Raw genomic sequence first — 26,322 nt, 5'->3', positions numbered from 1 at the left:
GCAAGTCCGGCCATGACGTCGCTGTCATCCTTGGCAGCAGCCCTGAAGGACCGTGGACCGACATCAACACGACGGGGTCGGCGGGTCAGTCAGGGCCTCGCCTCCGTCACCATGAACTGCCTCAAGAAAGCTCACCGCCCGCGTTGAAGCGCGTCGACGGTCTCGAGCTCACCGAGTGCCGTCACCGCGCGCCGCAGACCCTCCATGGCAACGCCTTCGGACTGCATGCCACCGAGGCCCGCAGTGCCAAGCGCCGAAAGATACGGGTGCACAACGGCTTGCCGGTATCGCGTCCACAGTTCATCACGGTCGAAGTGCGGGCCTCCCCGGTCCGCCAGTGCATTGCGATATCGATCAAGTAGGTCACGCTCGACAGTCCCGCGGTCGGCGACGGGGGTGCCGAGGACGATCGCGTAGGCGAGGTCGCGCGACGGATGACCGCGGCGCACCACCTGCCAGTCCAGCAATCCGGCATGTCCGTTGCGGAAGAACGTGTTTCCGGGATGGGAGTCGCCGTGCAAGACGGTGTGCGGGCCGCTGTCGATCAGTTCGGCGACGGCGGGAAAGTTCTCCCAGATATAGCGGCCGGTCTGCACGGGTATCGTCGTAGAACCGGCCAGCCGGTGCGCGGAGGCACGCATCACCGCGGGTGTGATGAGATTGGCCGGGTCACCGGACGGGGCCAGTAGCCAGCCGAATTGGCCACCGCCACCGGACTTTTGCGGTAACCGACCCCAGAACGTCGCGTGCAGTCGGGCCAGCGCTTCGACGACTTGACCCATCTGGTCGGTGGACAGCGGGTGCAGGGTGTCGGGGAATTCGCACGGCGTGCGGGACATGTCCTCCAGCACGATCACGTAGCGGCCCGTCAATGCGTCGAATGTCGAGCCGTACGACCGCGGAAGCCCCGCTCCGAGTTCAGGTGCCAGCTCACGGTAGAACCGAGCCTCGGTCTCCCCGAGTCCGGCCAGCTCCCCCAGCATTCTGATTGCGGCGGTCGCGGCGGTCATCTTCACGAACACCGATGGCGGCACGTCGGCGCCGGTGAGGCCGAGGCGGGCACGACTCGACGTGCCGGCTGCGCCGTCCAGGACGGCCACCGAGTCGACGGGGCGGCCGATGATCGCGGACAGCGCGGTCGGCGTCAGGTCGACGATCCGGCGCGGAAACGACCGCGTGCCGCCGAGGGCACCGTCGAGAGCAAGACGCCGCACGCCGCGGCCGAGATGAACGCCGAAGCGTGCAGCTGATCGCACTGCTGGACCATACCGCCACCGCGGCGCGCGTAGTTACAAATTCGAGAGGAAGTGTAAACTGCGCGCACAGCCGACATGAAAGGCAAGGCAATTGGGCATCGTGACCACCAGCTCGGAGACGGCCTTCAGCCAATCACCGGAGACGATCTACGACTTCGTCACCAATCCCGCCAACTGGACCAAGACCTACCCCGGCAGCAACTACGTCGGAAAGCTGGACACGCTCCCGCTGGCCGTCGGCGACACGTGGGAAGAGGGCGGGCCCGACTGGGACCGGATCTTCACGTGGCACTTGGCGATAGCCGTGCGGCCGAAACTGTGGGTGTTCACGTCGGTGGGCCGGCTGGGCCACGACCGAGAGGGCAATGGCGGTATGGAAGGACGGATCACCGTCGAGTACCACTTCACCACGCCAGGCCCGGACATCACGCTGTTCACCCGCACGATGACCATCGAGGCACCCAAGGACGCGCCGATGCCCGACGGATTCTTCCGAATCGTCAACCTGGCCAATATCGACCGGTACCACGCCGCTATCGCGCGCGAACTCAGCCAATCCCGTTGAGTCCGTGGTGGTGATTGCCGCCCGAGTCGGTCGGCGCCGGCGGAGCGATCACCGTCGGGCTGAACTTGTTGGGGTTCGAGGGGTTGAGCCCCTTCTCGGTGGGTGTCGCCGACGGGCTCGGTGAAGTCGAGGGCGTCGTGGTCGAGACCGACGGCGACGGAGCCGGGTTCTCGTTCTTGCTGCAGGACGCGACAAACGACGCCATGCCAACGAGTGCAGCACCGCCGATGACCGCAGCGAAACGTGCAGAAACAGAGGGCGAATTCATGAAAATCCTTTACCGAAGGCGGCGATCTCGCCCTCGCCGGGGGCCTTAGATAGGCCTGAATGCCTGTTCAGGCGGAGATTTTGCCATGGACTGGCGGAATTGGCAAACATTCGTTCCGAGCGTGGTGTTTCCTCGTGGCTCCGCGACGTAGGCCGGCGGGTTCGCCGCGACGTTCGGCTGTATGCCGTGATCACCCGAGCCGACCGGCTTCTCGTCATTGCATGCCCAGTGAATTTGTTTGCAGACTTGTGACTCCGAGTCCGCCACGAGGTTTGCCGGGTGCGGTACCGTCTTCTCAGCGTTTTCTAAGGGGAAGCAGTGATGGGTTCGACGAATAATGCCTCGGCATATGTGGGCCGCATCGGCGGCCTGGCAGTGGGATTGGGTGTCGGGGTGGCGATCCTCGCCGGCGCCGGCGCGGCGTGGGCGGAGGGGTCCGGCTCGGGCGACTCGGGCTCGTCGTCGCACAGTTCGTCCAGCACTGGTTCGTCCGGCGCCGGCTCGTCCGGACCGTCGAAGCCCAAGGCCACCGCATCGTCGGCCCGCACCTCGAACAAGCTGACCGCACGCAGCACGAGCAAGGCCTTTGATGCCGCCGCCCCGACGGCCAGCGCGGTCAGCGCCGCTGCGAAGCCGACCGCACCCAAGGTCGTCACCGGGCTGCTGTCGGCGGTCAGCCTGACGACCAGTTCGACTGGAATGGGCAACTCCAAACGCGAGGCTGCTGCCAGCGCGGCCGTATCGACCGCCGCGGTGGTGACCTCGCCGCCGACCACCATCCCGTCGTATCCGGTCGGCTGGGTGACCGGACAGGCCAACAACGCCTACCCCGGCATCGGATGGCCGCAGACGAACAACACCGCCGGCTTCGGAATCTATGGAACCGACCTCGGCATCATGTGGGAGAACGGGCTGACCGGCAATATCCAACTGGCGTTCGGGGACACCTTCAGCGGTCCGGGCCAGACCGGCGACTGGCGTTCCAACGTCCTGCTCCTCAGCCAGGACCACAACCTGAGCAACGGCCTTTCGCTGTTACAGACCGGCTACGCCTACCAGTTCATCCCGCGCAACTCCGGCGTGCTATTTCCGTTCCTGGGTTCCGAGGTGACCGTCATCCCGACATCGGCCGTCTCGGTCAACAACCAGCAGTACGTCAACTACATGTCGGTCAAGTCATGGGATACCCCAGGGCGCTGGACCACCAATTACTCGGCCATCTCGATGTACGACCAAGCCACCGACAAGTGGGTGCTGCAGGGGTCGACCATCCGCTCGGCGAGCTGGTTCGGTTCCACTCACCCCTACGTCCCCGGCAACCAGAATTTCCAGCAGGCGGCGTACGTGCTGGAGCCCGCCGACCAGGTTGCACCCGGCGACACCCAGTACCTCTACGCCTTCGGCACTCCGTCCGGCCGCGCCGGTTCGGCCTACCTCTCGCGGGTCTCCGTCGACGACGTGAACAACCTGGCCAAGTACCAGTACTGGAACGCGACCACGAGCACCTGGGTGACCGGCAAGCCCGTCGCGGCCACGCCGGTCATCGGCGATTCCACTCATTCCGCAGGGCTTTTCGGACCCGTCATCGACTGGGCCAACAACCCAAATGTGCTGGGCGGGATGCTCGGCGGCCTGTTCGGCGCCAAGACGGGTGGCAACGTCAGCGAGATGTCGGTTCAGTACAACGACTATCTCGGCAAGTACGTGATGATGTATGCCAACGGCCAGAACAACGTCGAGCTCCGGTACGCCGACGAGCCCAATGGTCAGTGGTCGGCTCCGATCACAGTGGCGACCTCGGCGACCTACCCCGGCCTGTACGCGCCGATGATCCATCCGTGGTCGGGCACCGGAAAGCTGGTCGACAGCAATGGAAATCCGGACGACAGCACGCTGTACTGGAACATGTCGCTGTGGGGCAACTACAACGTCGTGCTGATGAAGACCGACCTGTCGTCGCTGAAGGCCACGCTGGTCTGAGGCCACTCGCCTGCGAATGTCACTCGGGTGTGGCGTTCGGCGTCACGTGCTGAGTCTATAATTCAGACTCTGCTACTCTTACCGCTGTGCCCGTCGACCGCGACCTGATCAGTACCGAAAACTGTTCGGTCAAGCGAGCACTGGACATCGTCGGCGAGAAGTGGACCCTGTTGGTACTACGCGAGGCGTTGTACGGCGCCCGGCGCTTCGAGCGGTTCCAGAACCGCATCGGCTGTCCCCGCCAGGTTCTCACCGACCGCCTGAACACCCTCGTCGCAGCGGGCGTATTGCGGAAGGTGCCCTATCAGGAGCCCGGCCAGCGGGAGCGTCACGAGTATCGGCTGACCGAGAAGGGCCGCGAGCTGCTGCCGGCCGTGATCGCGCTGATGCACTGGGGCGACAAGTGGGAGGCCGACGCGGCCGGTCCACCGGTCGAGGTCGTGCATCGGGACTGCGGCCATCCCGTCGAACTGGTTCTGCGATGCCCCGACGACCACACCCTACTGACCGCCCACGACACCGAGCCGCGGCCGGGCCCCGGTGCCCGCCCGGCCGAGACCGGAAAGACGAGTCGATGACCACGACCACTCACCCTTTCGACACCGCAATCAGCTTGTCCGACAAGGGCATCGGGACCTCCACCGGTCGCACCACGCCGGAGTACGCGAACATGGTGGGTCCGTTCGGCGGGGTGACGGCTGCCGCGATTGTGCGTGCGATCGCCGAGCACCCGGACCGGATCGGCGAACCCGTCGCCCTGACCGTCAACTATCTGGCGCCGGTGACCGACGGCACATTCGACATCGCCGTGCGCGCCGCCCGCACCAACCGGACCAATCAGCACTGGATCGCCGAGGTTTCTCAGGACCACGGAGTCACGACCACGGCCACGGCAGTCTTCGGGATCCGCCGGGATGCCTGGTCCGACACCGAACTCACGATGCCCGATGCGCCCGATCCCGAAAGCATCGCGCACACAACGGTTCCCGGCCCCGTGCCGTGGATGCGCAACTACGACATGCACTACATCGAGGGTGGGGTGCCGACCGACGCGGCGGAAAGTTCGTCATCGACGACGACGCTGTGGGTGCGACAACGCCCGGCCCGCGCGCTGGACTTCGCCGCGCTGAGCGCGCTCACCGACGTCTTCTACCCGCGAGTGTTCCTGCGCCGGGGTCGGATGCTGCCGGCCGGCACCATCTCGCTGACGACCTACTTCCACGTCGACGGCACCGAACTCGCCGAGCAGGGTTCCGACTACGTCCTGGCCACTGCGCACGCCCAGCGGTTCGCCCGCGGATACTTCGATCAGACCGCGCAGATCTGGGGCCGCACAGGGACCCTGCTGGCCACCAGTCACCAGATCGTCTACTACAAAGACTGAATGGCCGACGATCCCGAACTGCCCGCAACCCGACGGTGGCCGCACATGCTGCGGCTCGTGCTGTTCGTCGCGGCCCTACTGACGCTGTTCTATCTCGTTGCCGTATCCAAGGTCATCGACCCGGCGGGTGTGCGCGCCGCGGTATCGGCGACGGGTCCCGCCGCTCCCCTGGTCTACGTCGTGGTGTCGGCGGGATTGGCCGCCGTGTTCGTTCCGGGCCCGCTGCTGGCCGCCGGCAGTGGCGTGTTGTTCGGGCCGCTGCTGGGCACGTTCGTCACTCTCGGTTCGACGGTCTTGACGGCGGTCATCGCCGCCCTGCTGGGCAGGCGAGCCGGCCGCGACAGCGCCCGAGTTCTGCTCGGCCCCGACTGGTCGGCCCGCATCGACTCGCAGATCCAGCGCCGCGGCCTGTGGGCGGTGGTCGGTCAGCGGTTCGTGCCGGGTATCTCCGATGCGCTGGCGTCCTACGCATTCGGCGCGTTCGGAATGCCGTTGTGGCAGATGGCGGTTGGAGCGTTCGTCGGATCTGCGCCGCGCGCGTTCGTCTATACCGCGCTGGGCGCGTCGATTTCGGACCTGTCATCGCCACTGGGCTATACCGCGATCGCGGTGTGGTGTATCACCGCGATCATCGGGGCGTTCGCCGCCCATCGCGGTTATCGCGGCTGGCGTGGGCGGCGCGAGGGTGGGCCCCTCCCCGGGGGTGAGGACAGACCCACTCCCGGTTAGCGGCCGCTGTGTCCGCGACCACCCGACGTGTGCGGCCCTTTGGCCCCGGCGGCCGAGTTGGACTTACCGTCACCGCTCGTACCCGCAGAACTCGACGCCACCGCCCTGTGCCGCACCGGTTTTGCCGCGGCCTGGGGCGCGGCGTGCGTTGCCGATTCCTCGGCCTTGGCCGGCGCCTCGGCGGTCGGCTTGTCGGCCGATACCGCAGGCAGCACCACGAAGGATCTCCACCACCTCGTAATCGCCCGGGCGGGCGGCGGCGCGGGCGTGCGGCGCTGCCGCGACCACGCCCTTGCCCGACGCCACCAGATATCTGGCGCACCGCATGTGCAGAGCGCGGCGAACCGCTGCGGGCACGGTCTCGTAAACCGCTTCCCGGATCAGGTCGTGGGCGAACGCGACGTGGTCGCGATCCTCGGCCAGCAGGCCGCGCCCGTGAGCTTCGCGCCGCTGCGCCGTGATCGCCACAACGGACAGGCCGCCGAGTAACTCGGCGGCGTCGGAAAGGTCGAGCGGCCTGCCCCAGACGGCCGCGAGTTCGACCAGCTCGGCGGTGCCTGGACGGAGCGAGCGCAAGCGGTGGTCGATCGCATCGGCGAACGCCGGCGGGATGTCCTCGGTCTCCGACCCCGCGCTGGGTGCCGCGGCCACTCCCGACAACAGTTGCACCGCCAGAAAAGGGTTGCCGCCCAACGCATGTAGGCGTCGATGTGTAAGCCCCTCGGCAGGGCCACCCAGGTAGTCGCGCGCCAGTGCATCCAGCTCGGCGCCGGTCAGCGGCCCCAGCACCACCTCGTGCCGGTCGATGTCGTCGAGAGCACCGGTGGACTCGGTACCGACGTCACGGCTGGCAGTCAGCCAGACCACCGGCGCCTCGGCGAGACGGGTAGGCAACGTCTCGAGGGCGAATCGGGTTACCGGGTCCGCCCACTGAGCGTCATCGACGACGATCAGAACGGGACTGCGGGCCGAGATCTCGTCGAGCAGCGAAGCGATGCGGTCGACGAGCCACACCGGCTGGTGATGAAGCGGTGCGAGACCCGCGAAAGTGTCGGCGTCCAGCAACGGCTTCGAGCCGGACCGCAACGCGACCAGCAGCGGGGCGCATGCCGAGATTTGATCCAGTTCCTCGGCCTTGCCGAAACCGACGGCGAAACCGGCCGCGGCCGCGTGCCGCGCGACCGCGTGCAGCATCGCGCTCTTGCCGATGCCGGGCTCGCCGCGCAGCCGGATCACACAGCCTTGCCGCACGTCAGCGGTCCGCCGCAGCAACGTCGCCACGGCAGCAAGTTCGGCGTTTCGGCCTCTCAGGACGGGTCGCGCCATCGACGGCCCGACCCGGTGCAACTAGTCATTTCTGGTAACAACCCCCGACAAGCCCCATCGCATCCCGCGCCACGGAATACTGGCTCACATGGCTGATCGCAACGTCCTGGGCGGCCCCCTCGAACCGTGCGGAACCGATCCGATGACCGGTTTTTATCGCGACGGCTGTTGTTCGACTGGCCTCGAGGACGCCGGCCGGCACACCATCTGCGCGGTGGTGACCGCCGAATTCCTCGCCCACCAGCGCTCCATAGGCAACGATCTGTCCACCCCGATGCCGCAATATCGATTTCCCGGCCTGACGCCCGGCGACCGGTGGTGTGTCACAGCGCTGAACTGGCTGCGCGCCCACACCGACGGGCACGCCGCGCCGGTCGTGCTCGCCTGCACTCACGAGCGAACCCTGGATGTGGTGCCGCTGGAGACTCTGCAGGAGTACGCCGTCGACGTGCCCGACGATCTGGGTGCGCTGTAGCGCGCATGCGCCGTGTATGCCGGCGGGTCACTCCCAGCGCGCCTGGAACGCCGTTACCGACCTCACACAGGAAGCCCGCAGTCTGGTATGACTATCTAAGTATTTTTACCGCACGGGAGGATTAGCGCCGAGGTGCTCAGCTGGGGCGTTGAGCCGAAGGGGGCCTGGTGAGCACCCCTATCGAAGAACGCGTGGTCCACACCGAGCCACCGCAGCGAGCGGCGCTGGCCAAGTGGATCCGCCGCTTGGCGGTGCCCATCATCCTTGGCTGGCTCGGGCTGATCGTGGTGCTGAACGTTTCTGTTCCACAGCTGGAAGAAGTCGGCAAGCTGCGAGCGGTGTCGATGTCGCCGAAGGAAGCGCCGTCGGTCATCGCGATGATGCGCTCCGGCAAGGTCTTCCAGGAGTCCGACTCCGACAGTTCGGCGATGATCGTGCTGGAAGGCGACCAGCCCCTCGGCGACGACGCGCACCACTTCTACAACCAGATGATCGCCGCGCTGCGGGCCGACACCACGCACGTGCAGCACATCCAGGACTTCTGGGGCGATCCACTCACTGAGGCCGGGGCGCTGAGTGCCGACTCGAAGGCCGTCTACGTGCAGGTGGCGCTCGCCGGCAACATGGGCGAGACACTGGGCAACGATTCGGTGGAGGCGGTCCAGAAGATCGTCAAGGGCCTGTCACCCCCGCCGGGCGTCAAGGTCTTCGTCACCGGTGGCCCCGCGCTGCAGGCCGACCAGCAGCACGCCGGTGACAAGAGCATCCGGATCATCGAGATGACCACCATCGGCGTGATCGTCATCATGCTGTTGTTCTTCTACCGATCATTCATCACCGTCGGGCTGGTGCTGGTGATGCTGATCCTGGGTCTGACGGTGACCCGTGGCGCCGTCGCCTTCCTGGGTTATCACAACCTCATAGGTCTATCGCCGTTCGCAACCCAGCTATTGGTGACATTGGCGATAGCGGCGACAACGGACTATGCGATCTTCCTGATCGGGCGATATCAAGAGGCCAGATCGGTCGGCGAGAGCCGCGAAGACGCCTACTACACGATGTACCACGGCACCGCGCACGTGGTGCTGGGCTCAGGCATGACGATCGCCGGCGCGACGTTCTGCTTGTCCTTCACCCGACTGCCGTACTTCAAGTCGCTGGGTGTTCCACTGGCCGTCGGCATGGTGGTCGCGGTGGTGTCGGCGTTGACGCTGGGCGCGGCGATCGTCACGGTGGCCAGCCGCTTCGGGCTGCTCGAGCCCAAGCGGGCCATGCGGATTCGGTTCTGGCGGCGCCTCGGTGCGGCTGTGGTGCGCTGGCCCGCCGCCATCCTGTTCTCGACGGTGATGATCGCCCTGATCGGACTGATCACTCTGCCGGGCTATCAGCCGAACTACAACGACCGGAAGTATCTGCCTGCCGACCTGCCCGCCAACGAAGGCTTCGCCGCCGCCGAGCGGCACTTCCCCATCGCGCGGATGAACCCCGAGATGCTGCTCCTGGAAACCGACAAGGACGTCCGCAACTCGGCCGACTTCCTGGTGATCGAGAAGATCAGCAAGGCGATCGCCAAGGTGCCCGGAATCGGCCGGGTTCAGTCGATCACCCGTCCTGCCGGTAAACCGTTGAAATACAGCACGATTCCGTCCCAGATGAGCATGGGCAGCACCAGTCAGACGATGAACCGGTCATACATGCAGGACCGGATGGCCGACATGCTGGTGCAGGGTCAGGACATGCAGAAAACCATCAACACGATGACGCAGATGATCGGTTTGATGCAGGAATTGAGCGGCGTCACGCACGACATGGTGGGCAAGACCGACAAGACTGCCCAGGATATCGCCGAACTGCGTGACCACATCTCCGACTTCGACGACTTCTTGCGCCCGATCCGCAGCTACCTGTACTGGGAGCCGCACTGCTACGACATCCCGCTGTGCTGGTCGACCCGGTCGGTCTTCGACACTCTCGACGGCGTGGACAAGATGAGCGACGACATCCAGCAGCTGTTGCCGGACATGCACGCGCTCGATGCCGTTATGCCGCAGATGATTCCGCTGATGAACTCGTCCATCGAGTCGATGAAGCGGATGCGCATCATGATGCTGACCCAGCAGGCCACCCAGGCCGGCCAGCAGGATCAGCAGGCCGCCTTGAGCCAGAACCAGGCGGCGATGGGTGCTGCGTTCAATGATTCACTGAATGACGACACGTTCTACCTGCCGCCGGAGATCTTCAACAACGACGAATTCAAGCGCGGCATAAAGAATTTCATCTCCCCGAACGGCCACGCCGTCCGGTTCATCATCTCGCACGAGGACGACCCGCTGTCCGCTGACGGCATCAACCGCATCGACGCCATCAAGAACGCCGTCTTCGAAGCCATCAAAGGCACCCCCCTGGAAGGTTCCAAGGTCTACCTCGGTGGCACCGCATCGGCCTTCAAGGACATGCAGGAGGGCAACAAGTACGACCTGTTGATCGCCGGCGTGGCCGCACTGTCGCTGATTTTCATCATCATGCTGCTGATCACCCGAGCCATCGTGGCCGCGGCGGTGATCGTCGGCACCGTCGTGCTGTCGCTCGGAGCGTCGTTCGGGCTTTCGGTGCTGCTGTGGCAGCACATCCTGGGTATCGAGCTGCAGTTCATGGTCATGGCGATGGCCGTGATCATCTTGTTGGCGGTCGGCGCCGACTACAACCTGCTGCTGGTCGCCCGGATGAAAGAAGAGATACCGGCCGGCATCAACACGGGCATCATTCGCGCGATGGGCGGCAGCGGATCGGTGGTGACCGCGGCAGGCCTGGTGTTTGCCTTCACCATGATCTCGATGTCAGTGAGCGCCATGGTGGTGGTGGCTCAGGTGGGCACGACGATCGGGCTCGGGCTGCTGTTCGACACTCTGGTCGTGAGGGCATTCATGACGCCGGCGATCGCGGCGCTGATGGGTCCATGGTTCTGGTGGCCGCGCGTCGTGCGATCACGGCCGCTGTCCACTCGGCCGCACGGTCAATTGCTACGCTAGCCGGCGCTCGCTCTGCTGTGACTCGACGCCCCGACTCCGTCAGTGTGGGCATCGACGCCGACGACTGGTGCTGCCCCAGGATCAGAAGACGATCGTCTGGTTTCCGTCGCGGATGATGCGGTCTTCGCAGTGCCACAGCACTGCTCGCGAGAGAACCGCGCGTTCGACGTCAGCACCCAGGCGGGTCAGGTCGCTGACATCATGGCGGTGGTCTACTCGCACAACGTCTTGTTCGATGATCGGTCCCTCGTCGAGAGTTGCGGTCACGTAGTGCGCAGTGGCCCCGACGAGTTTGACTCCACGCTCCTTCGCCCGGCGATAGGGTGCAGCCCCAACGAACGAGGGCAGGAACGAGTGGTGGATGTTGATCAGGGGGCAACCGACCTGCTCGAGGAACCGGGGCGTGAGAATCTGCATGTAGCGCGCCAATATCACCAGATCGACGTTGCCGCCGAGTAGGTCGAGTTGGCGGTTTTCGGTATCTGCCCGCCCCGCGGGCACGTGCACGAACGGTACCCCGAACGGTCGTACCTGCTCGGCCAGGTCGAGGTGGTTGGAGATCACCGCTTGCACCGACATGTCCAGTTCGCCACGACGATTGCGCCACAGGAGATCCAGCAGACAGTGGTCCGCGGTCGATGCCATGATGGCCACCCGCTTGGGTGTCGACGCCTCGGTCAGGCTGAAGTCCATCTCGAACCGCGCGGCGATGTCCGCGGCGAAGTCGCGCCGCATCGCATCGCGTGCGATCGACAGCCCGGGAAGATGGAAGATCGTGCGCTGCATGAAGGTACCGCCGGAGTGGCGGGTCGAATGCTGGTCCAGCGACACGATGTTGGCCCCGGCACCGGCCAGGAACGTGCTGACGGCGGACACCAGGCCGGGGCGGTCGGCGCAGCGTAAAAGTAGCCGTCCGACGTCAGTGTTCGCTGACGCCGCGCTTGCCGGCTGGGGATGTACACCCCCGATGGATGTGGTTGAGCCATTGCGAGCCATGACTTTTCGCCTTCCTTGTTGGCTGTTTCGGTCTGCGCGAACAGGCCAGGACGCACTCGGGGCGCCGGCTTCAGCCGACGCCCCGAGCATCCGATCAGCAGCGACCTCTCAGCGAGGAGCCGCCGTCGTGGTTATGACGACGCACCGTGGGCGCCGTGGGCGCCGTTGGTGCCGTTGGCACCCGCAGTGCCGCTCCCACCGGTCGGCCCGGTGTTGCCGGTCCCACCAGTGGCCCCGGTCGCCCCGGTCCCGCCGGTCGCGCCGTTCGCACCAGTGCTGCCCGCAGTGCCGGTATGGCCCGGGCGGCCGAAGAGTCCGCCGCGACCAGCGGTGCCGGCTGCAGCGCCGTTACCGCCGGTTCCGCCGGTACCACCCGCCGCACCCGTGCCGCCCGTGCCGCCTGCACCACCCGCGCCGCCGGATCCACCCGCGCCGGCTGCTCCACCAGTAGCACCGGATCCCCCGGTACCACCGACGCCGCCTATACCGGTGCCGCCGGCACCCGTGCCGGAACCGCCGGCACCGCCCGCGCCACCGTTGCCGCCTGCGGCACCGTTACCTCCGGTACCGCCTGCCGCGCCAGTGCCGCCTGTGCCACCTGCGCCACCTGCTTGGCCCGTGCCGCCAGCTCCACCGGTCCCGCCAGTGCCGCCGTTACCGGCCGCACCGCCGGTCCCCAAGAGCCCGCCACGACCGCCGTTGCCGCCGACCCCTGCGGGTCCGCCCGCGGTGCCATTGCCGCCGACTGTGGTGCCTGCGGTCCCATTCGTGCCGGTTCCGCCCGCACTTCCGGTTCCGCCCTGCTGGCCGGCAGCGCCGGTCCCACCGTTGCCACCGTTGCCGCCGGTTCCGCCGGTGCCGACGCCGGTCGTGCTCACCCCGGCGCCGCCGGCACCGCCGACCCCACCGTTCGTATTGCCAGCTCCGCCGTTGCCTCCGTTGGCGCCGGTGCCGCCGTTGGCCACTCCGCCGGCCGCTGTGGTGGACGAGGCTCCGCCTGCGCCACCTGCACCGCCGTTGGCGCCGTCGGTTCCGTTGCCGCCTGCGGCTCCGTTACCACCGGTCGCCACCGGCGCGCCGCCGGCGACTGCTCCACCGGCGCCACCCTCACCACCGGGATTACCGACTCCACCGGCCGTGCCGTTCCCACCGGTGACGGTGCTTGTCCCGCCCGCGTCACCAGGAGAGCCCGCGGGGCCGCCAGGCGTCGGGTTCACCCCGTTGTTGCCGGTGCCGCCCACTGTTGTGCCGGGTGCGCCGGTCGAACCGTCTGCGGCTGCGCCGCCACCGGAGGCGCCGACGTTGCCCGCTGTGCCGTTGCCGCCCGTGCCACCGCTTCCACCGTGCCCGAACAGCGCCAGGGAACCGGCGTTTCCGCCATTGCCGCCCGCGGCACTGGTTCCGCCCGCGCCCCCGCCGCCGCCGTTGCCGAAGAACAGCCCGCCAGCTCCGCCGTTACCACCGGCCAATCCGGCCGAGCCGGAACCACCGATACCGCCATAACCGATCAACAATCCGGCACGCCCACCGTTTACACCGGTGCCTGCGGCACCATTCGTACCGTTCGCGATGAAGATATTGACAATCGGAATCTGCCCAGCGAGCCCGATGAGTCCGTAGAACGGTTGATTAACGCTGCCCGGGCTGAATACCGAAGCCGCCAGGAAATTGGGGGTCGGTAAATTCGGTGTGATTGCGAACGCACTGGCCTGCACCCCATTGGCGGCCGAACACCCCGATCCCATCATGAGGCAGTTGAGCCCTGACGTTGTGGACGCCGAGCTGCTCGCCGGCGACAACGGAGCGACATACGCAGGCGCGGCCTGCGCGGCACCGGCTCCGAACGCGAGCGCGAAACCCGTTCCAGCCATGGCGATTCCGGTTGCACAGGGGAAGACGTATTTTCTCATTTTCTTGCTCCTACTTACATTTCTTGCGGTGTGGCCACACTGGGCCGATTGACGTCGAAGGGGTGGTGGACCGAGTTGCTCCGTTCGTTGACTCATTGAGCGCGCCACGGAGACGGCCGCATCATTCGATGGCCTTTGCGCTCGACAATCGAACTGACAACGCAAAGCTAGAGAGCCGATCGGCGACCGGCAGAATGTGGCGAATCCACCGCGAACAGCGACGCCGGATGGCACGAGCGCCGCACAAGACGAATTCGATAGGAAGTCAGAACATCGGCACAGCGATTGCCGTGCGGCGAATGGTGTCGATATCGATTCGCTTGATGGTTTATGGACCGCCCTTGGAAGCTCCCTCGCGAGCTATACAATTTCGGAGCGGTAGTAGATCGAATCGATCCTCACAAACCTGACTAGATGCAACATTAGAGGACTTATAACGCTGTGTCAACAATCACATATTCACACCGGAGCAAATTGTCTTTTGCGGGATGCGTCCCCGACACCCGCGGATCCGCAAACGGGTCGAGCGACCGACCGCTGACACTCTGAGGACTGCCGCTTGGTCGAGAGCATCCGCCCTCCGTGTCAGCCGGCGTGACACCCGCGCCGGCTGCCATGCCGGTCACCGCGTCACCTGAACCGCTGCGAACTGGTCTGATTGATGTACCTGGTGTGTGCTGGCTTCGGCGACCATCCGAGTGTCCCGAACACTCGCCCGGGAGGTCGCGCAGCACTGGATTGAGGAGCCCGGACCGCCGAACGATCGGCAGCCGACCGACCGCAAACCGCGATAATCTCGAGCCGGTTTTCCAGCAATCGCCAAAACAGTCCATTGTCATTAATCTGTAATAACGACGACAGCAGCGAGCGATACCGGCCTACACATCCGTGTCTTAGCACAAAAAGTCGCAAAATATGAGCGTTCCGGTGCGCCGAAATAATGCCGACTTCAGACGGTTCGATCGGCCCATCCAGTGACCGGTGTGAGAGCACTTTCATGATCAATTGTCGGTGCCGGAGCGGACGCCGGAGGCCGACTCGGATGCCGTTGCCTGCATTTCTCGACGGCGTGGGGTCAGCAAGCGGCGGATTGTGGTGGCAGTAGACCCTTGATTATTGCGGCCACGCTGTTACCAACGAGGCTCGCGAGCACTCCTGGGACGGCTGTGACGGGCATTCTGCGACACCCGGCCGACACCCACCCGTGGGGCCCGGCGATGTCCGCGCCGTGCCCTATGTTGGACCGTCCGAGCACCTACGCCGCGAAGGAGATGAAGTGGACGACGACAGCACCCTGTCGGCCGTCGACCTCCTCGATATCAACCGCGAGATCCAGGGCTCCCCCACGATCCGGCTGCTGGCCACGCTCAACCTGGGCGGATACGCCACTCTGATGGAACGCCACCTCAGCGGAGGCGAGATCAGCGAGACCGAGTTGGTGGTGCGACTTGAGCGCGACCTCGACGAACTGGGCCGGCCCGGCGGCGAACAGTCCGGCCTGGGCCTGATCAAGAGCTGGGCCAGCCAGGGCTGGCTGCACCGGGTGGCCGACCAGCGCAGCGGCGTCGAGCGCAACCTCTGCTACCTCACCCAGGACGCCCGAAGGGCGCTGGACTTCCTGCGCGGGCTGCGCCGCGAGGACACCATCGCCACCGGTGGGTCGATCAACGGCATCGCCGCGCGCCTCAAGCAGATCGCGCTGCGGGTCGGCAACGACCCGATCCGCATCCGCGCCGGAATACAGGCTGAGATCGCCGCCCTGCACGCCGAACTGGATGCGCTGGAACGCGGCGAGGAGCTGGACCGCTCTGCCGACGTCGACATGACCGACATGTACGACGAGGCCCACGCCATCGCGTTGCAGATGGAACGGCTGATCACCGACATTGGCCAGTACGGCACGATGATCGAGCGGGCCACCGCCGCGCTCGACGAGCCCATCGACAGCAACCTGGCCTACCGCGACCGGCAGCGCCAGATGTACGCCGACTACCAGGCCGCCTGGGACTCCCAGGGCCGCGATTCGCACCGCGCCTTCCTCCGGATGATCAACGACCCGGACCAGCGCGCGGAGTTCGAGGCCGACGTCGCCGACGTCGCCCACGCGCTGCCCGCCCTCGACCCGGCGTTGCGCAGGGTGATGGCCGGATTCTTCGAGCTCGTCGGCCAGCAGATCGACGAGGTGGAGCGGATCCAGCAGCGCTGCGCGCAGCGGGTCAAGCGGTTCACCGCATTCGGGACCCTGGAGCAGAGCCGCGGCGTGGCCCGTCAGCTCAGCGACGCGATCGGCGCCGCCCGCGCCCTGCTCAAGAGTTCGCTGACCGACTCGCGGCTCGACATCGAACTCCCCCTGGCCCGGCACGCCATCAGTTCGGTTGGCGCACTGAGCTTCCGGATCGGCGACCTGTCGTCGCCCAGGCCGGCTCAGGCTTCCGAAGGCGAGTTGGACCTGACCAGCTTCGCCGCGCTGACCACCCAGGTCGACGCCCCGGCGATGTCGGAGATGATCAACACCGCGCTCGACGCCGGGCGCTCGGTCTCGCTGCCCGACGCGGTGCAGATGCTCGATGCCGCGTACCTGGGTCACGTCATCGTGCTGTGGTCGTGGGCGCTCAAACAACCATCACAGACGGACCCCGCCTCGAACACACCGGTCACCGTCCGGTTCCAGTCGCTCGACGGACGGGACCGTGAGATGGAGGTCCCCCACTTGGTCTTCACCGAACCGATCTCCAGCTTGTTGGGAGCCAGCGCATGACGAACGACATCTCCGACGTCGATATCACGGCGTTCAGCTCACTACCTCAGGTCGACCAGACCGCGCGCACCCCGAATCAGCGGCGCCCGCGGTTCGACGGCGACGTGAGCGAGCTGCCCGACCGGGCCTGTTGGGCGCTGCAGCAACTGCTGACGCGCCGCTACATCAGCGCCGAGGGTGATGCCGATCTGTACAGCTGGGTGCTGGAATACCGTGCGCTACTGTCGGTGCGGCTCTCCGAACTCGATCTGATGCTGCGCGTGGTCGAGGGTGGCTACGAAATGGGCGGAGTCGCGTTCGTCGAGCAGGCTCGTTACGAATCCGCCAGGGGCGCCAAGCTTTTGCGTCGCGAGCCGTTGGGCACCTACGACTCGATCCTGGCGCTGCACCTGGCGCAGATGTCGCGCGCCGCCGGCGGCCAAGCCGTGTTGATCAGCCGCGAGGAAGTGCACGGGCTGTTCTCCGGTGTACTCAACGACGTCGACCGCGACACCGTGACCTTCTCCGCCCGCATCGACGCGGCCATCGCGCGACTCGCCGGACTGGAGATCCTGCGCAAGACCCGCGACGACGAAGACAGCTACACCGTCAGTCCGGTGATCAACGCCGTGATGACCGCATCGGTGATAGCCGAATTGCAGCAGCAGTTCGAGATGCTGCTGTCCGGTGGCACATCCCCGGATCGCAATGAACAGGAGACCGCACTCGATGGCTGAACAGTTCCACTTGTCGCGGCTGCAGGTCATCAACTGGGGTGTGTTCGACGGCTACCACGACATCCCGTTCAGCGAAGGCGGCGCCCTGATCGCCGGAGCGTCCGGAAGTGGGAAGTCCTCACTGCTGGACGCGATTTCGCTGGGCTTCCTGCCATTCAACCGGCGCAATTTCAACGCCTCCGGCGACAACACCGCGGCCGGATCCAGCGCGGGCCGGCGCACGGTCGACAAGTACGTGCGCGGGGCCTGGGGTCAGCGCAGCGACGGCGGCGCCAGCAAGGTGATGTATCTGCGCGGCGACGGCACGGCGTGGTCGGCCATCGCGGTCAGCTACCGCAGCAACACCGGACGCACGGTCACCGGCCTGGTCCTGAAATGGCTGACCGGCGAGTCCCGCTCGGACTCATCGAGCCGGTTCGTGCTCGCCGACGGTGACCGAGACATCGAGGACGTCTGCAACCGCTGGGCGGCAGGGCGATTCGACTCCGGGGTGTTCAAGGACGACGAGTGGCGGTTCTCCACCAAGGTGGAGTCGCAGTACCTCGCCCAGCTGTACGCCACCATCGGCATCCGCGCCTCCGATGCCGCCCAGCAGCTGCTCGGCAAGGCGAAGTCGCTGAAAAGCGTTGGCGGGCTGGAACAGTTCGTGCGCGAATTCATGCTCGACGAACCAAGTAGCCTGACCCGCCTGCCCGAGGCGCTCAAGCAGATCGATCCGCTGGTGGAGGCCCGCGAGTTGCTGGCCGTCGCCCAGAAGAAGCGCAAGATCCTCGGCGACATCGAGAAGATCCAGCAGCGCTACGCCTCCGAGTCGTCCGATCTGGGCATCATCGATCTGGTGGATCAGCCGATGGTCCGCGCCTACACCGACCATGTCCGGCTCACGCAGTGCGGGCCGCAGATCCAGTCGCTGGACGCCACCATCGATCAGCTCGGCAACGAGTACGAAGACGTCACCCGGCAGCTGAATCTGGCCAAGGCCGAGGGTGATTCGCTCAACGCGCAGATCAGCGGATCCAGTGCCAGCCTTGGGCCGTTGCAGTCCCAGGTGGCCGGCGCGGAGGCGCAGGCCGAACAGGTGTCGCGGCGCCGGGCGGCCTACGAGACGATGCTGGCCGCCCAGGACATCGACATCCCCGACACCGCCGACGAGTTCTGGAATCTGCGTGAGGAACTCGCCACCGAGGTCACCGAACTGCTGGCCAAACTGGATCGGGGCCGCGAGGCGTCCACCGATGCCGAGTACGCGCAGAAGGCCGCCCGGATCGCCCGCGACGACGCCGCCAAGGAGCTCAAGCGCGTCGAGCACGTCGGGTCGGCGCTGCCCGAGTTCGCGATCACCATGCGCGAACACATCTGTGCGGCAGTCGGTGTCGACGCCGGTGAGCTGCCCTACATTGCCGAGTTGATGGACCTGCGGCCCGACCAGAGCCGGTGGCGGGTGGCCGTGGAGAAGGTGCTGCGGGGTGTGGGCCTGCGACTTCTGGTGCCCGATGACCGCTATTCGGCGGTGTTGCGATTCGTCAACGAGACCAACATGGGCGGACGGCTGCAGCTGCACCACGTCCGCGCCTCGCTGGTCGGCGCGGAACCGGTCGACGCCGAACCGAACACGTTGGCCGGCAAGCTTTTTGTCGTCGACCCGACGCATCCGTGCGCGGCCGAGGCCGCCGACGTCATCGCCGCCGCGGGCGACCACATCTGTGTGGACACCCCGGATGTGTTCTCCCGGTTTCGCCGCGCGGTCACTGATACGGGCCTGTACAAGGACTCCGATCGGCTCGCCATCAAGGATGACCGTCGTCCGCTCAAACAGGCCGACTACATCTACCAGGGCGACGTTCGGGCGAAGATCGACGCGCTGACCGTCGACCTCGCCAATGCCGAAGAGCTGTACCAGCAGGCGCGTCGGAAGGCCGACGATATCGCCGCGCAGCGTCAGCAGTGGCGGGATCGGGCAGCGGCGTGCAAGGCGATCTGCGAGCAGTTCCCGCAGTGGAACCAGGTCGACAGCGATACCGCCGACGGGCACGCCGACCGGCTGCGCGAGCAGTTCGAGCTCCTGCTGGCCGACAACCCGGACATCGAGGCGCTGACCGCGCGCGCCGACGAGTGCTGGGAGGAGATCCAGACGCTGATGACGCGGCGCGGGGCCATTCAGACCCGCCGCGACGACCTGGACGCCCGGCGTACCCAGCTGCTGGAGCTGCAGGATCGGCTGGCGCCCGCGTTCGTCTCCGAACCGCTGACCGAGTTGCTGAACCGCTACGCCGCCCTCGTGCCGGTGGCGTTGGAGGTGCTCAATCCCGAGCCGCACCGCGAGGCCGTGTTCAACACGATTCGCCGTGAGCGCGAGCAGCTGCGCGAAAGTCGCAGGCGCTCATACGATGAGCTGGCTCGCATCCTGAACACCTTCGACACCGCGTTCCCCGATGCGATTCCCAACGACAGCGACGTGTTCGACGAGCGGGTGCATGACTACGTGGCACTGTGCCGGCACATCGACGAGCGCGAACTGCCCGATGCTTACGAGCGGATGATGCGCTTGGTCACCGAGCAGGCGCCCGATGCGATCCTCACGCTGCACCGGGTGGCCGAGCAGGAGGCGCGGCGGATCAGCGAGCAGATCGACCGGGTCAACACGGGTCTGGGCGCGGTCGAGTTCAACAGCGGTACCCGGCTGACGCTGCGGGCCACGCCACGCAGCCTGACCGCGGTGGCGGAGCTCACCGAGATCGTGCGGGCCATCTCGCGGCGCATCGCCGAGGTGGGCCTGGGTGACAAACAGGCGATCTTGGACCAGTACGCCGACATTTTGCGGCTGCGCAACCGGCTTGCATCGACAGCGCCGGAGGACAAGGCGTGGACCCGTGACGCGCTGGACGTCCGTAACCGGTTCACCTTCGACTGCGCCGAGTGGGACGTCCGCACCGAGGAGCTGATCCGCACGCACAGCAACGCCGGCGACAACTCCGGCGGCGAGCAGGAAAAGCTGATGGCGTTCTGCCTCGCCGGGGCGTTGAGCTTCAACCTGGCAAGTCCTGAGAGTTCGGACAACAAGCCGGTTTTCGCGCAGTTGATGCTCGACGAGGCCTTCTCGAAGTCGGACCCGCAGTTCGCTCAGCAGGCGCTGCAGGCCTTCCGCAAGTTCGGTTTCCAGCTCGTCATCGTAGCGACGGTGCAGAACGCCACCACGATTCAGCCATACATCGACAGCGTGATCATGGTGTCCAAGACCGAGGCCAGCAGCCGCAACGCCCGCCCGGTGGCGACCGTGGTGTCCAAGACGATTTCGGACTTCACGACCTTGCGTGCCGAGATGCGGAGTTCGGCCGCACGGGACCGGGTGCCGGCCGGGGTGTAGCGCCACAGCGCAACGCAAAAAGGTCAGGGGCACAACGCCTCTGACCTTTTGCGGTTGGTGCTGAGTTACTTCAGGTTGGGCAGGTTCTGCTGGATCGCCGCAACCTGAGCCTTGCCCACGGCCTCGACGAAGTCCTGCGGCACCGGGTTGAGGTCGCCCGGTGCGCTGCTGAAGATCGCCACCACGACGGTGCGCTCAACCGTGAACAGCAGGGCGGCCATCGCCGACTTGCCGTCCACCGACGTACCGATTGTGACGGTGGCATCCGGGGTGACCGCGGGCAGCGGTACCGGGGACCCGGTCACCTGGCTGGGCACGCTGTTCGCGGCGCCAGTCAGGCCGGTCGCAGCCTGGGAGGCGTCGTCGCTGACGATCACCGAGATGTTGATGGCGTCGGTTCCGGAGGTATAGGTCTGCGAGACGTCCGGCGGCGGCGGGGTCAGCGTCGTCTTCGGGGCGTCGCCCGCCCACGGCGTATTGCCGACCTGCGGGATGTCAGCCGGCTTCACCAGCAGCGTCGCGTAGTCCGGCGTACCCGCGGGCGTGGTGGCTTCAGCGCTTGTCGTGGCCGCAGCGGTGGTGGTCGACGTCGTCGTGGATGTCGTGGTGCTCGTCGTCGACGACGACTTCCCCTCATCCTTACCGCAGCCGGCGACTACCAGTCCGAGCGCGACGGCGGCCGCCGTCACTCGGACGATTGCTCGCGTGCGTACAGGATCCATGACAGCAAACTCCCCTCCGGCCACACCCCGGCGGAGGGCCAGAGCGCAGCCTAACCGAGGCAGGCCGCCAGCCTGCGGTTATTTGACTTATTCGTAACGAACATCAGGCGTCGTGCGGGGTCACGAGAAACTTCTCGCCCGTCGCGCGCTTGACGTATTCGGTGAACGCGTCGGGCTTGAGCATGCCGGCCAGCGACACCTCACGGGTGTAGTTGCTGGCGAACGTCGTGGTCAGCTCCGCGGCCACGCGGGCGCGCAGCCGGCCGATCGTCTCGGCACCGGCGGTCTTGAGGAACGGGGTCAACAGCCAACCGCCGATCCCCCAGGACATTCCGAAGTTCCGGGTCAGCACGGTCGGGCTGGTGTCGAGTGCGCCGTAGATATAGACCTGCTTGTGGACATCCGACCCGTAGCGCGAGTACTCCCCTGCTTTCGCGCTGGCCGCTACCTCCATGGCATTGAGGATGTCGCTCGCCAAGGTGCCGCCGCCGGTCGCGTCGAACGCGAGAGTGGCCGACGTTGCCTTGAGTGCCTCCACCAGATCGGCGGTGAACGACGGTGACGTCGAGTTCAGGACGTACTCGGCGCCGAGCGAGGTGAGCAGCTGTCCCTGTTCGGGCTTGCGGACGATGTTGACCAGCGGGATGCCGTCCTTCTTGCAGATCTTGACCAGCATCTGCCCGAGATTCGATGCGGCAGCGGTATGCACCAGCGCCGAATGTCCTTCGCGGCGCATGGTTTCCGTCATGCCCAGCGCCGTCAGCGGATTGACGAACGACGACGCCCCGTCGCGGGGCGTGGCTCCGTCAGGCAGGACCAGACACATCGGCGCGTCGACCACGCGGTATTGGGAGTACATCGCCCCGGCCGCGATCCCGACGGTTTTGCCGATAAGGGCTTGGGCCGCTTCGGATGACCCCGCGGCCACCACGGTGCCGGCCCCCTCGTTGCCCACCGGGAGAGACTTGTCGAGTCGCGCGGCCAGGCCGGCAAGGGAGCGCTCCGGTACGGAGGCCGTGACGACGGGACGTTCCGGTGTGCCGGTCACGGTCGCGGTGCTCATGTCCGCGGTCGCGATCAGCAGGCCCAGGTCTGACGGGTTGATCGGCGCGGCCTCGACCCGCACCACTACTTGGTTGTCGCCGGGCGACGGAACGTCGACCTCCTGCAACGAGAGTTCGAGTTTGCCGTCGGACGTCACCAGCGAACGCAGCTCAAGAGCTTTGTCAGGAAGGTTTTCGACCATTAGGGGTGCCTCGTTTCTGATGACATTCAACGGTTCAGATCATAGGAACGTCCAACGCCGGCCGGAACCTTCCGCCGATTCACGATTACGACGGTGCGCGGCATCACAGAAGTTGACGATTGAACCTTCGCTGATGGCGGGTATATAGCGCTGTACACCTGACCTGAACGGAAGGAACGATCATGGGCGACAGCGGACCCGAAGAAGCCGTCAAAGGCGTCGTCGAAGACGTCAAGGGCAAGGCGAAGGAAGTTATCGGCATCGTCACCGACAAGGACGATCTGCGTGAAGAAGGTCGCGCTCAGCAGGACAAGGCTGAGGCCGCGCGCGATGTAGCCAAGAAGGAAGCCGAAGCCGAGGCCGCCCGCACCGCGGAGCAGGCCGCCGAGGCGCGCCAGAAGGCCGCCGAGTAATTCAGCTGTGACGCGGGGATGCGTTGCGCGGCCGAGGTTTGCCGCACGACGCATCCTCGACGGCTGTTTGGGAGCCGGTTTGAAAATGACAGATCCGGCAATTCCCTAGGCGCAGTACTACATCGCTACACACGCTCTACGAACGGATGAAACATGATTGTCCTCGGCATCATCCTCCTTCTGATCGGCTACTTCACCGGCCTATCGATCCTTTACACCATCGGTGGCATCCTCGTCGTAGTCGGCCTCGTGCTGTGGATCCTCGGAGCAGTCGGGCGCCCGGTCGGGGGACGAAAAGTCTGGTTCTAGCGCCGCATCGCGGCGCCTTCGAACCGCCCGTAATCCGGAAACACTGAACGACTTCTGATGTCCCGAGACACCTTTGACAGGTGTCTCGGGACATCGTTTGCGTCTGGGACCTGCTGAAGTGGTGAGGCGCTCACGAAGTGCGCACTCATCGCGGAGGTGTCAAGCGGTTCAAGAACTCTGTCGTGGGATCACTCGAATTGACCTACGAATCAATGGAAGTCGTCGCTGGGCCCAGGCTGGCACTGACTGAGCACACCGCCGAGCCCGCCACGGCTTCGGCGGACGCGCTGAGCTTGCCCCGCATCCTGGGCCGTGACCGAGAACATGCCCGAACACGCATCGGCTCTACACACCGAATCAACGCCGACCACCGCGTCGGACTGACCTCGGCGGAGTAGTCCGCCGTAACTTCCGCATCGTGGCAGCCAACCCGCCGGTGCCGCAGCCGAATTCGAAGATGGTGCGGTCTTCGTAGGATGGCCAGCTCCGGACCCGACCGATCCGGTCGTACACAGACCCTGCTTGCGCCCCCGCTACGCCTAGACAACCGCCGACGGCGAGCCGACGGCGGTCAGACAATAGCACTATGAAATAATTGCCATGGGTAATATGGCTCGGTCAGGAGGGAGTCCGCAGCTGCGGCTACGGGTAAGCGCGTTCGGGAAGGAGCTGGCATGGCTGTCGCCCAAACGATCGCGACCGATGACTCGCTGGGTGCGACCACTGATGCATTGCTGATGGCGTCGCGATCTCTCGTGGCTATTTCGGCCGGTTCGATCGCTCCGGTCGAGGACACCATTACCATCCCGCAGTTTCGCACTCTGGAGATCCTGTCGAGGTCGGGCCGGGAAGCCACATCCCAATTCCCGCCGGGAGTTGGTGGTCAAGCTGACCCGGCGCGGAGATGCGGTCTTGCGTGAGGTCACCGCGCGCCGACGCGCCGAAATCGCCGGCATGGGCGAAAAGATGCCGGCGCGACAAGGCCACGGGTTGGTTGCCGCCCTCACGGCATTTACCGCTGCCAGTGGTGAGCCGGCCGTGTACCTCGACGCGGACTGAGGGCTGACTGTGCGCCACTTCATCGGTCACCTGTCGTTGATCCATGGCTGGCTGCCGACAGCCGTTCAAACGATCACCGCGGTGGTGCTGGGATGCGCGATCAATTGGCGGTCTCGGCGCTGGCGGCGGTTGTGGCTTCCGGTGAGTATGGCCGGCGGTGTGGCGCTAGCGGCGTGGGCACACTGGTACATCGACGGGTTGGGCGTGGCCGGCGACCCGGCCCCGCCGGTGCTGTGGGTTTGGATCGCGGCCATCGGCCTGGCGGTGGGTGGGCTGGCGCTGGGCTGGCGAAGCACGCGGTGGTGGCGGCGCGGTCTGGCCGTCCTGGCCGTGCCGCTATGTGTGCTCAGCGCCGCGCTCGCGGTCAACCTTTGGGTCGGCTACTTCCCGACCGCCCACACCGCCTGGAACCAGCTCACCGCGGGCCCACTACCGGACCAGATCGACCGGGCCACGGTGACCATGATGCAACTGGAAGGTGTCCGGCCGGCCAAGGGCGTCGTCGTCCCGGTGGCGATCCCCGACAATGCATCGGGATTCCATCACCGCCGGGAGTTGGTATATCTGCCCCCGGCGTGGTTCGACAGCAACCCGGCACCCCGGTTGCCGACGGTGATGATGATCGGCTCAGCACTCAACACCCCCGCCGACTGGCTGCGGGCCGGTCATGCGATACACATCGTCGACGACTTCGCTGCCGTGCATGGCGGCAATGCTCCGGTGCTGGTATTCGTCGATGCCACCGGTGCATTCGACAACGACACCGAATGCGTCAACGGAAGTCGTGGGAATGCCGCCGACCATCTGACCAAAGACGTAGTGCCGTACCTAATTTCGAACTTCCGGGTAAGCGCAGACAGGGCGAACTGGGGTATTCTCGGTTGGTCGATGGGTGGTACCTGCGCAGTCGACCTGACCGTGATGCATCCCGACATGTTCAGCGCGTTTGTCGACATCGCTGGCGACATCGCCCCCAATGTCGGAGACAAGACGCAGACCATCGGCACACTGTTCGGGGGCAACGCCGACGCATACGCTGCGTTCGACCCGGGCGCAGTCATCACCAGCCACGGCCATTACAGCGCGGTAACCGGCTGGTTCGACATCCCAGGTAACCCCCAGCCGCAGCACCGCTCTCTCACCGAGGCCGGAATGGACGTTGCCACCGACGGTGTCCATGATCCCGCCGCCAACCCCGAGGGCCAAGACCTAGCCGCCAATACGCTCTGCGGGCTGGGCAGCGCGCACGGAATTCGATGCACCGTCGTGACGCAGCCAGGCAGGCACGACTGGCCCTTCGCGGCACAGGCCTTTGGCGCTGCACTGCCGTGGCTTGCCGGACGGCTCGGCACTCCCGGGGTACCAAGAGTCCCCTTACCTGGGCTGACACCACAAGCAGCGTCGCCACCCGGCCCGTCCGTCGCAATGCCGAGCGTACAAGCCGCCGGGAAGTAGTCGCCTGGGTCTCTAGCGTCGCTTTTGGGCCTACCAACAGCCCGCCGGTTCTCCGCGACTTCATGACCTTGCCAACACGGCCGACTGGCAGAACCAGCTCGGAGGCCAATCCCGTCTTACCCTTTCACCGACGGATGCTCTGACGGCTGTACGCGGCCCTTGGGCGCAGGTCATCAAGTCCAGCCGTTGGCCCCAGCCGACCGGCATAAACGATGCATGAACGATCCCTATAAAGAATCGGTCTTGAAAAACAGCCTCTGAAGTAGGGCGGGCGGGGCTCGAACCCGCGACCAATGGATTATGAGTCCACGGCTCTAACCGACTGAGCTACCGCCCCTTGTGCGGACCCTATCGTCGCACGT

At 65.9% G+C, this 26,322-nt stretch carries 21 protein-coding genes, 1 tRNA gene and 1 pseudogene; 15 read left to right on the top strand and 8 right to left on the bottom strand.

Going from position 1 to position 26,322, the window contains the following annotated elements; genetic code table 11:
• Window positions 1–131: 131 nt before the first annotated feature.
• Entirely contained in the window at window positions 132–1,256 is a 1,125-nt protein-coding gene (locus tag Y900_RS22055; protein WP_036344531.1) for a phosphotransferase family protein, read from the bottom strand.
• A gap of 91 nt (window positions 1,257–1,347) precedes the next feature.
• Between Y900_RS22055 and Y900_RS22050 the strand changes: the two genes are divergently transcribed.
• Entirely contained in the window at window positions 1,348–1,821 is a 474-nt protein-coding gene (locus Y900_RS22050; RefSeq protein WP_036344529.1) for an SRPBCC family protein, read from the top strand.
• Here Y900_RS22050 and Y900_RS22045 read toward each other — a convergent pair.
• Entirely contained in the window at window positions 1,805–2,026 is a 222-nt protein-coding gene (locus tag Y900_RS22045) for a hypothetical protein (protein ID WP_036344528.1), read from the bottom strand. The genes Y900_RS22050 and Y900_RS22045 overlap by 17 nt on opposite strands.
• Before the next feature lie 384 nt (window positions 2,027–2,410).
• Between Y900_RS22045 and Y900_RS22040 the strand changes: the two genes are divergently transcribed.
• The 4 genes from Y900_RS22040 to Y900_RS22025 all read left to right on the top strand — a co-directional run bounded on the left by Y900_RS22040 (window position 2,411) and on the right by Y900_RS22025 (window position 6,182).
• Window positions 2,411–4,069 (top strand): glycoside hydrolase family 183 protein, encoded by a 1,659-nt coding sequence (locus tag Y900_RS22040; RefSeq protein WP_036344525.1) that lies wholly within the window; start codon window positions 2,411–2,413, stop codon window positions 4,067–4,069.
• A gap of 86 nt (window positions 4,070–4,155) precedes the next feature.
• Window positions 4,156–4,647 (top strand): winged helix-turn-helix transcriptional regulator, encoded by a 492-nt coding sequence (locus Y900_RS22035; protein WP_036344524.1) that lies wholly within the window; start codon window positions 4,156–4,158, stop codon window positions 4,645–4,647.
• The gene (locus Y900_RS22030) at window positions 4,644–5,453 is read left to right on the top strand and encodes an acyl-CoA thioesterase (RefSeq protein WP_036344522.1); all 810 of its coding nucleotides are present in this window, start codon (window positions 4,644–4,646) and stop codon (window positions 5,451–5,453) included. Before Y900_RS22035 ends, Y900_RS22030 begins: the two co-directional genes overlap by 4 nt.
• The gene (locus tag Y900_RS22025; protein WP_036344520.1) at window positions 5,454–6,182 is read left to right on the top strand and encodes a TVP38/TMEM64 family protein; all 729 of its coding nucleotides are present in this window, start codon (window positions 5,454–5,456) and stop codon (window positions 6,180–6,182) included.
• 69 nt (window positions 6,183–6,251) lie between these two features.
• Here Y900_RS22025 and Y900_RS22020 read toward each other — a convergent pair whose 3' ends face one another.
• Window positions 6,252–7,508 carry an AAA family ATPase gene (locus tag Y900_RS22020; RefSeq protein ID WP_081845196.1) on the bottom strand — a complete coding sequence of 419 codons (1,257 nt, stop codon included), beginning with the start codon at window positions 7,506–7,508 and terminating at the stop codon, window positions 6,252–6,254.
• Window positions 7,509–7,596: 88 nt separating this feature from the next.
• Between Y900_RS22020 and Y900_RS22015 the strand changes: the two genes are divergently transcribed.
• Window positions 7,597–7,983: a DUF2237 family protein gene (locus tag Y900_RS22015; protein ID WP_036344519.1), complete on the top strand. Its 387-nt coding sequence runs from the start codon at window positions 7,597–7,599 to the stop codon at window positions 7,981–7,983.
• Window positions 7,984–8,150: 167 nt separating this feature from the next.
• A complete protein-coding gene (locus tag Y900_RS22010) occupies window positions 8,151–11,012 on the top strand; it encodes an MMPL/RND family transporter (RefSeq protein WP_051660198.1) in 2,862 nt (953 codons plus the stop codon).
• Window positions 11,013–11,093: 81 nt separating this feature from the next.
• On the opposite strand, the gene purU is transcribed toward Y900_RS22010, so the two are convergent.
• The gene (gene purU, locus Y900_RS22005) at window positions 11,094–12,008 is read right to left on the bottom strand and encodes a formyltetrahydrofolate deformylase (protein ID WP_081845195.1); all 915 of its coding nucleotides are present in this window, start codon (window positions 12,006–12,008) and stop codon (window positions 11,094–11,096) included.
• Between the two features lie 131 nt (window positions 12,009–12,139).
• Window positions 12,140–13,879 (bottom strand): PGRS repeat-containing protein, encoded by a 1,740-nt coding sequence (locus tag Y900_RS30415; RefSeq protein ID WP_051660197.1) that lies wholly within the window; start codon window positions 13,877–13,879, stop codon window positions 12,140–12,142.
• Between the two features lie 1,315 nt (window positions 13,880–15,194).
• Here Y900_RS30415 and Y900_RS21995 point away from each other — a divergent pair.
• From Y900_RS21995 to Y900_RS21985, 3 genes are read left to right on the top strand one after another with little or no spacing between them, the layout of a single operon-like run.
• A complete protein-coding gene (locus Y900_RS21995) occupies window positions 15,195–16,676 on the top strand; it encodes a DUF3375 domain-containing protein (protein WP_036344517.1) in 1,482 nt (493 codons plus the stop codon).
• Window positions 16,673–17,392, top strand: coding sequence for a DUF4194 domain-containing protein (locus Y900_RS21990; protein WP_036344514.1), 720 nt, complete (start codon window positions 16,673–16,675; stop codon window positions 17,390–17,392). The genes Y900_RS21995 and Y900_RS21990 overlap by 4 nt, the downstream gene beginning before the upstream one ends.
• The gene (locus Y900_RS21985; protein WP_036344513.1) at window positions 17,385–20,756 is read left to right on the top strand and encodes an ATP-binding protein; all 3,372 of its coding nucleotides are present in this window, start codon (window positions 17,385–17,387) and stop codon (window positions 20,754–20,756) included. Before Y900_RS21990 ends, Y900_RS21985 begins: the two co-directional genes overlap by 8 nt.
• A gap of 65 nt (window positions 20,757–20,821) precedes the next feature.
• Here Y900_RS21985 and Y900_RS30410 read toward each other — a convergent pair whose 3' ends face one another.
• On the bottom strand, window positions 20,822–21,445 hold the full coding sequence (locus Y900_RS30410; RefSeq protein WP_051660196.1) for a cupin domain-containing protein: 624 nt from the start codon (window positions 21,443–21,445) through the stop codon (window positions 20,822–20,824).
• A 136-nt stretch (window positions 21,446–21,581) separates the two neighbouring features.
• On the bottom strand, window positions 21,582–22,724 hold the full coding sequence (locus tag Y900_RS21975; RefSeq protein ID WP_036344512.1) for a zinc-binding dehydrogenase: 1,143 nt from the start codon (window positions 22,722–22,724) through the stop codon (window positions 21,582–21,584).
• 182 nt (window positions 22,725–22,906) lie between these two features.
• Between Y900_RS21975 and mbp1 the strand changes: the two genes are divergently transcribed.
• The 5 genes and pseudogenes from mbp1 to Y900_RS21955 all read left to right on the top strand — a co-directional run bounded on the left by mbp1 (window position 22,907) and on the right by Y900_RS21955 (window position 25,960).
• Entirely contained in the window at window positions 22,907–23,137 is a 231-nt protein-coding gene (mbp1, locus tag Y900_RS21970) for a microaggregate-binding protein 1 (RefSeq protein WP_036344511.1), read from the top strand.
• A gap of 153 nt (window positions 23,138–23,290) precedes the next feature.
• Entirely contained in the window at window positions 23,291–23,446 is a 156-nt protein-coding gene (locus Y900_RS31825; protein WP_096311763.1) for a hypothetical protein, read from the top strand.
• 137 nt (window positions 23,447–23,583) lie between these two features.
• Complete coding sequence (locus Y900_RS21965; protein WP_036344510.1) at window positions 23,584–23,844, top strand: MmyB family transcriptional regulator; 261 nt, start codon at window positions 23,584–23,586, stop codon at window positions 23,842–23,844.
• A 276-nt stretch (window positions 23,845–24,120) separates the two neighbouring features.
• Window positions 24,121–24,505 (top strand): annotated as a pseudogene (locus tag Y900_RS21960) (MarR family transcriptional regulator).
• 9 nt (window positions 24,506–24,514) lie between these two features.
• Window positions 24,515–25,960, top strand: a complete 1,446-nt coding sequence (locus tag Y900_RS21955) for an alpha/beta hydrolase (protein ID WP_036344508.1) — start codon at window positions 24,515–24,517, stop codon at window positions 25,958–25,960.
• A gap of 263 nt (window positions 25,961–26,223) precedes the next feature.
• Here Y900_RS21955 and Y900_RS21950 read toward each other — a convergent pair.
• A tRNA-Ile gene (locus tag Y900_RS21950) sits at window positions 26,224–26,297 on the bottom strand.
• Window positions 26,298–26,322: the final 25 nt, after the last annotated feature.

Origin of the sequence: Mycolicibacterium aromaticivorans JS19b1 = JCM 16368, assembly GCF_000559085.1 — a bacterium.
In the GTDB taxonomy this organism is placed as follows: Bacteria; Actinomycetota; Actinomycetes; order Mycobacteriales; family Mycobacteriaceae; genus Mycobacterium; species Mycobacterium aromaticivorans.
This window is presented reverse-complemented; position numbering and strand designations above follow the sequence as displayed.

Excerpts from the sequence above, each read along its gene's own strand:
- Y900_RS21990 (WP_036344514.1), top strand. The coding sequence starts at position 16,673 with ATGACGAACGACATCTCCGACGTCGATATCACGGCGTTCAGCTCACTA.
- Y900_RS21975 (WP_036344512.1), bottom strand. The coding sequence starts at position 22,724 with ATGGTCGAAAACCTTCCTGACAAAGCTCTTGAGCTGCGTTCGCTGGTG.
- Y900_RS21985 (WP_036344513.1), top strand. The coding sequence starts at position 17,385 with ATGGCTGAACAGTTCCACTTGTCGCGGCTGCAGGTCATCAACTGGGGT.
- Y900_RS22030 (WP_036344522.1), top strand. The coding sequence starts at position 4,644 with ATGACCACGACCACTCACCCTTTCGACACCGCAATCAGCTTGTCCGAC.
- Y900_RS22045 (WP_036344528.1), bottom strand. The coding sequence starts at position 2,026 with ATGGCGTCGTTTGTCGCGTCCTGCAGCAAGAACGAGAACCCGGCTCCG.
- mbp1 (WP_036344511.1), top strand. The coding sequence starts at position 22,907 with ATGGGCGACAGCGGACCCGAAGAAGCCGTCAAAGGCGTCGTCGAAGAC.
- Y900_RS22040 (WP_036344525.1), top strand. The coding sequence starts at position 2,411 with ATGGGTTCGACGAATAATGCCTCGGCATATGTGGGCCGCATCGGCGGC.
- Y900_RS30415 (WP_051660197.1), bottom strand. The coding sequence starts at position 13,879 with ATGGCTGGAACGGGTTTCGCGCTCGCGTTCGGAGCCGGTGCCGCGCAG.
- purU (WP_081845195.1), bottom strand. The coding sequence starts at position 12,008 with ATGGCTCGCAATGGCTCAACCACATCCATCGGGGGTGTACATCCCCAG.
- Y900_RS22025 (WP_036344520.1), top strand. The coding sequence starts at position 5,454 with ATGGCCGACGATCCCGAACTGCCCGCAACCCGACGGTGGCCGCACATG.
- Y900_RS22020 (WP_081845196.1), bottom strand. The coding sequence starts at position 7,508 with ATGGCGCGACCCGTCCTGAGAGGCCGAAACGCCGAACTTGCTGCCGTG.
- Y900_RS31825 (WP_096311763.1), top strand. The coding sequence starts at position 23,291 with ATGATTGTCCTCGGCATCATCCTCCTTCTGATCGGCTACTTCACCGGC.
- Y900_RS22015 (WP_036344519.1), top strand. The coding sequence starts at position 7,597 with ATGGCTGATCGCAACGTCCTGGGCGGCCCCCTCGAACCGTGCGGAACC.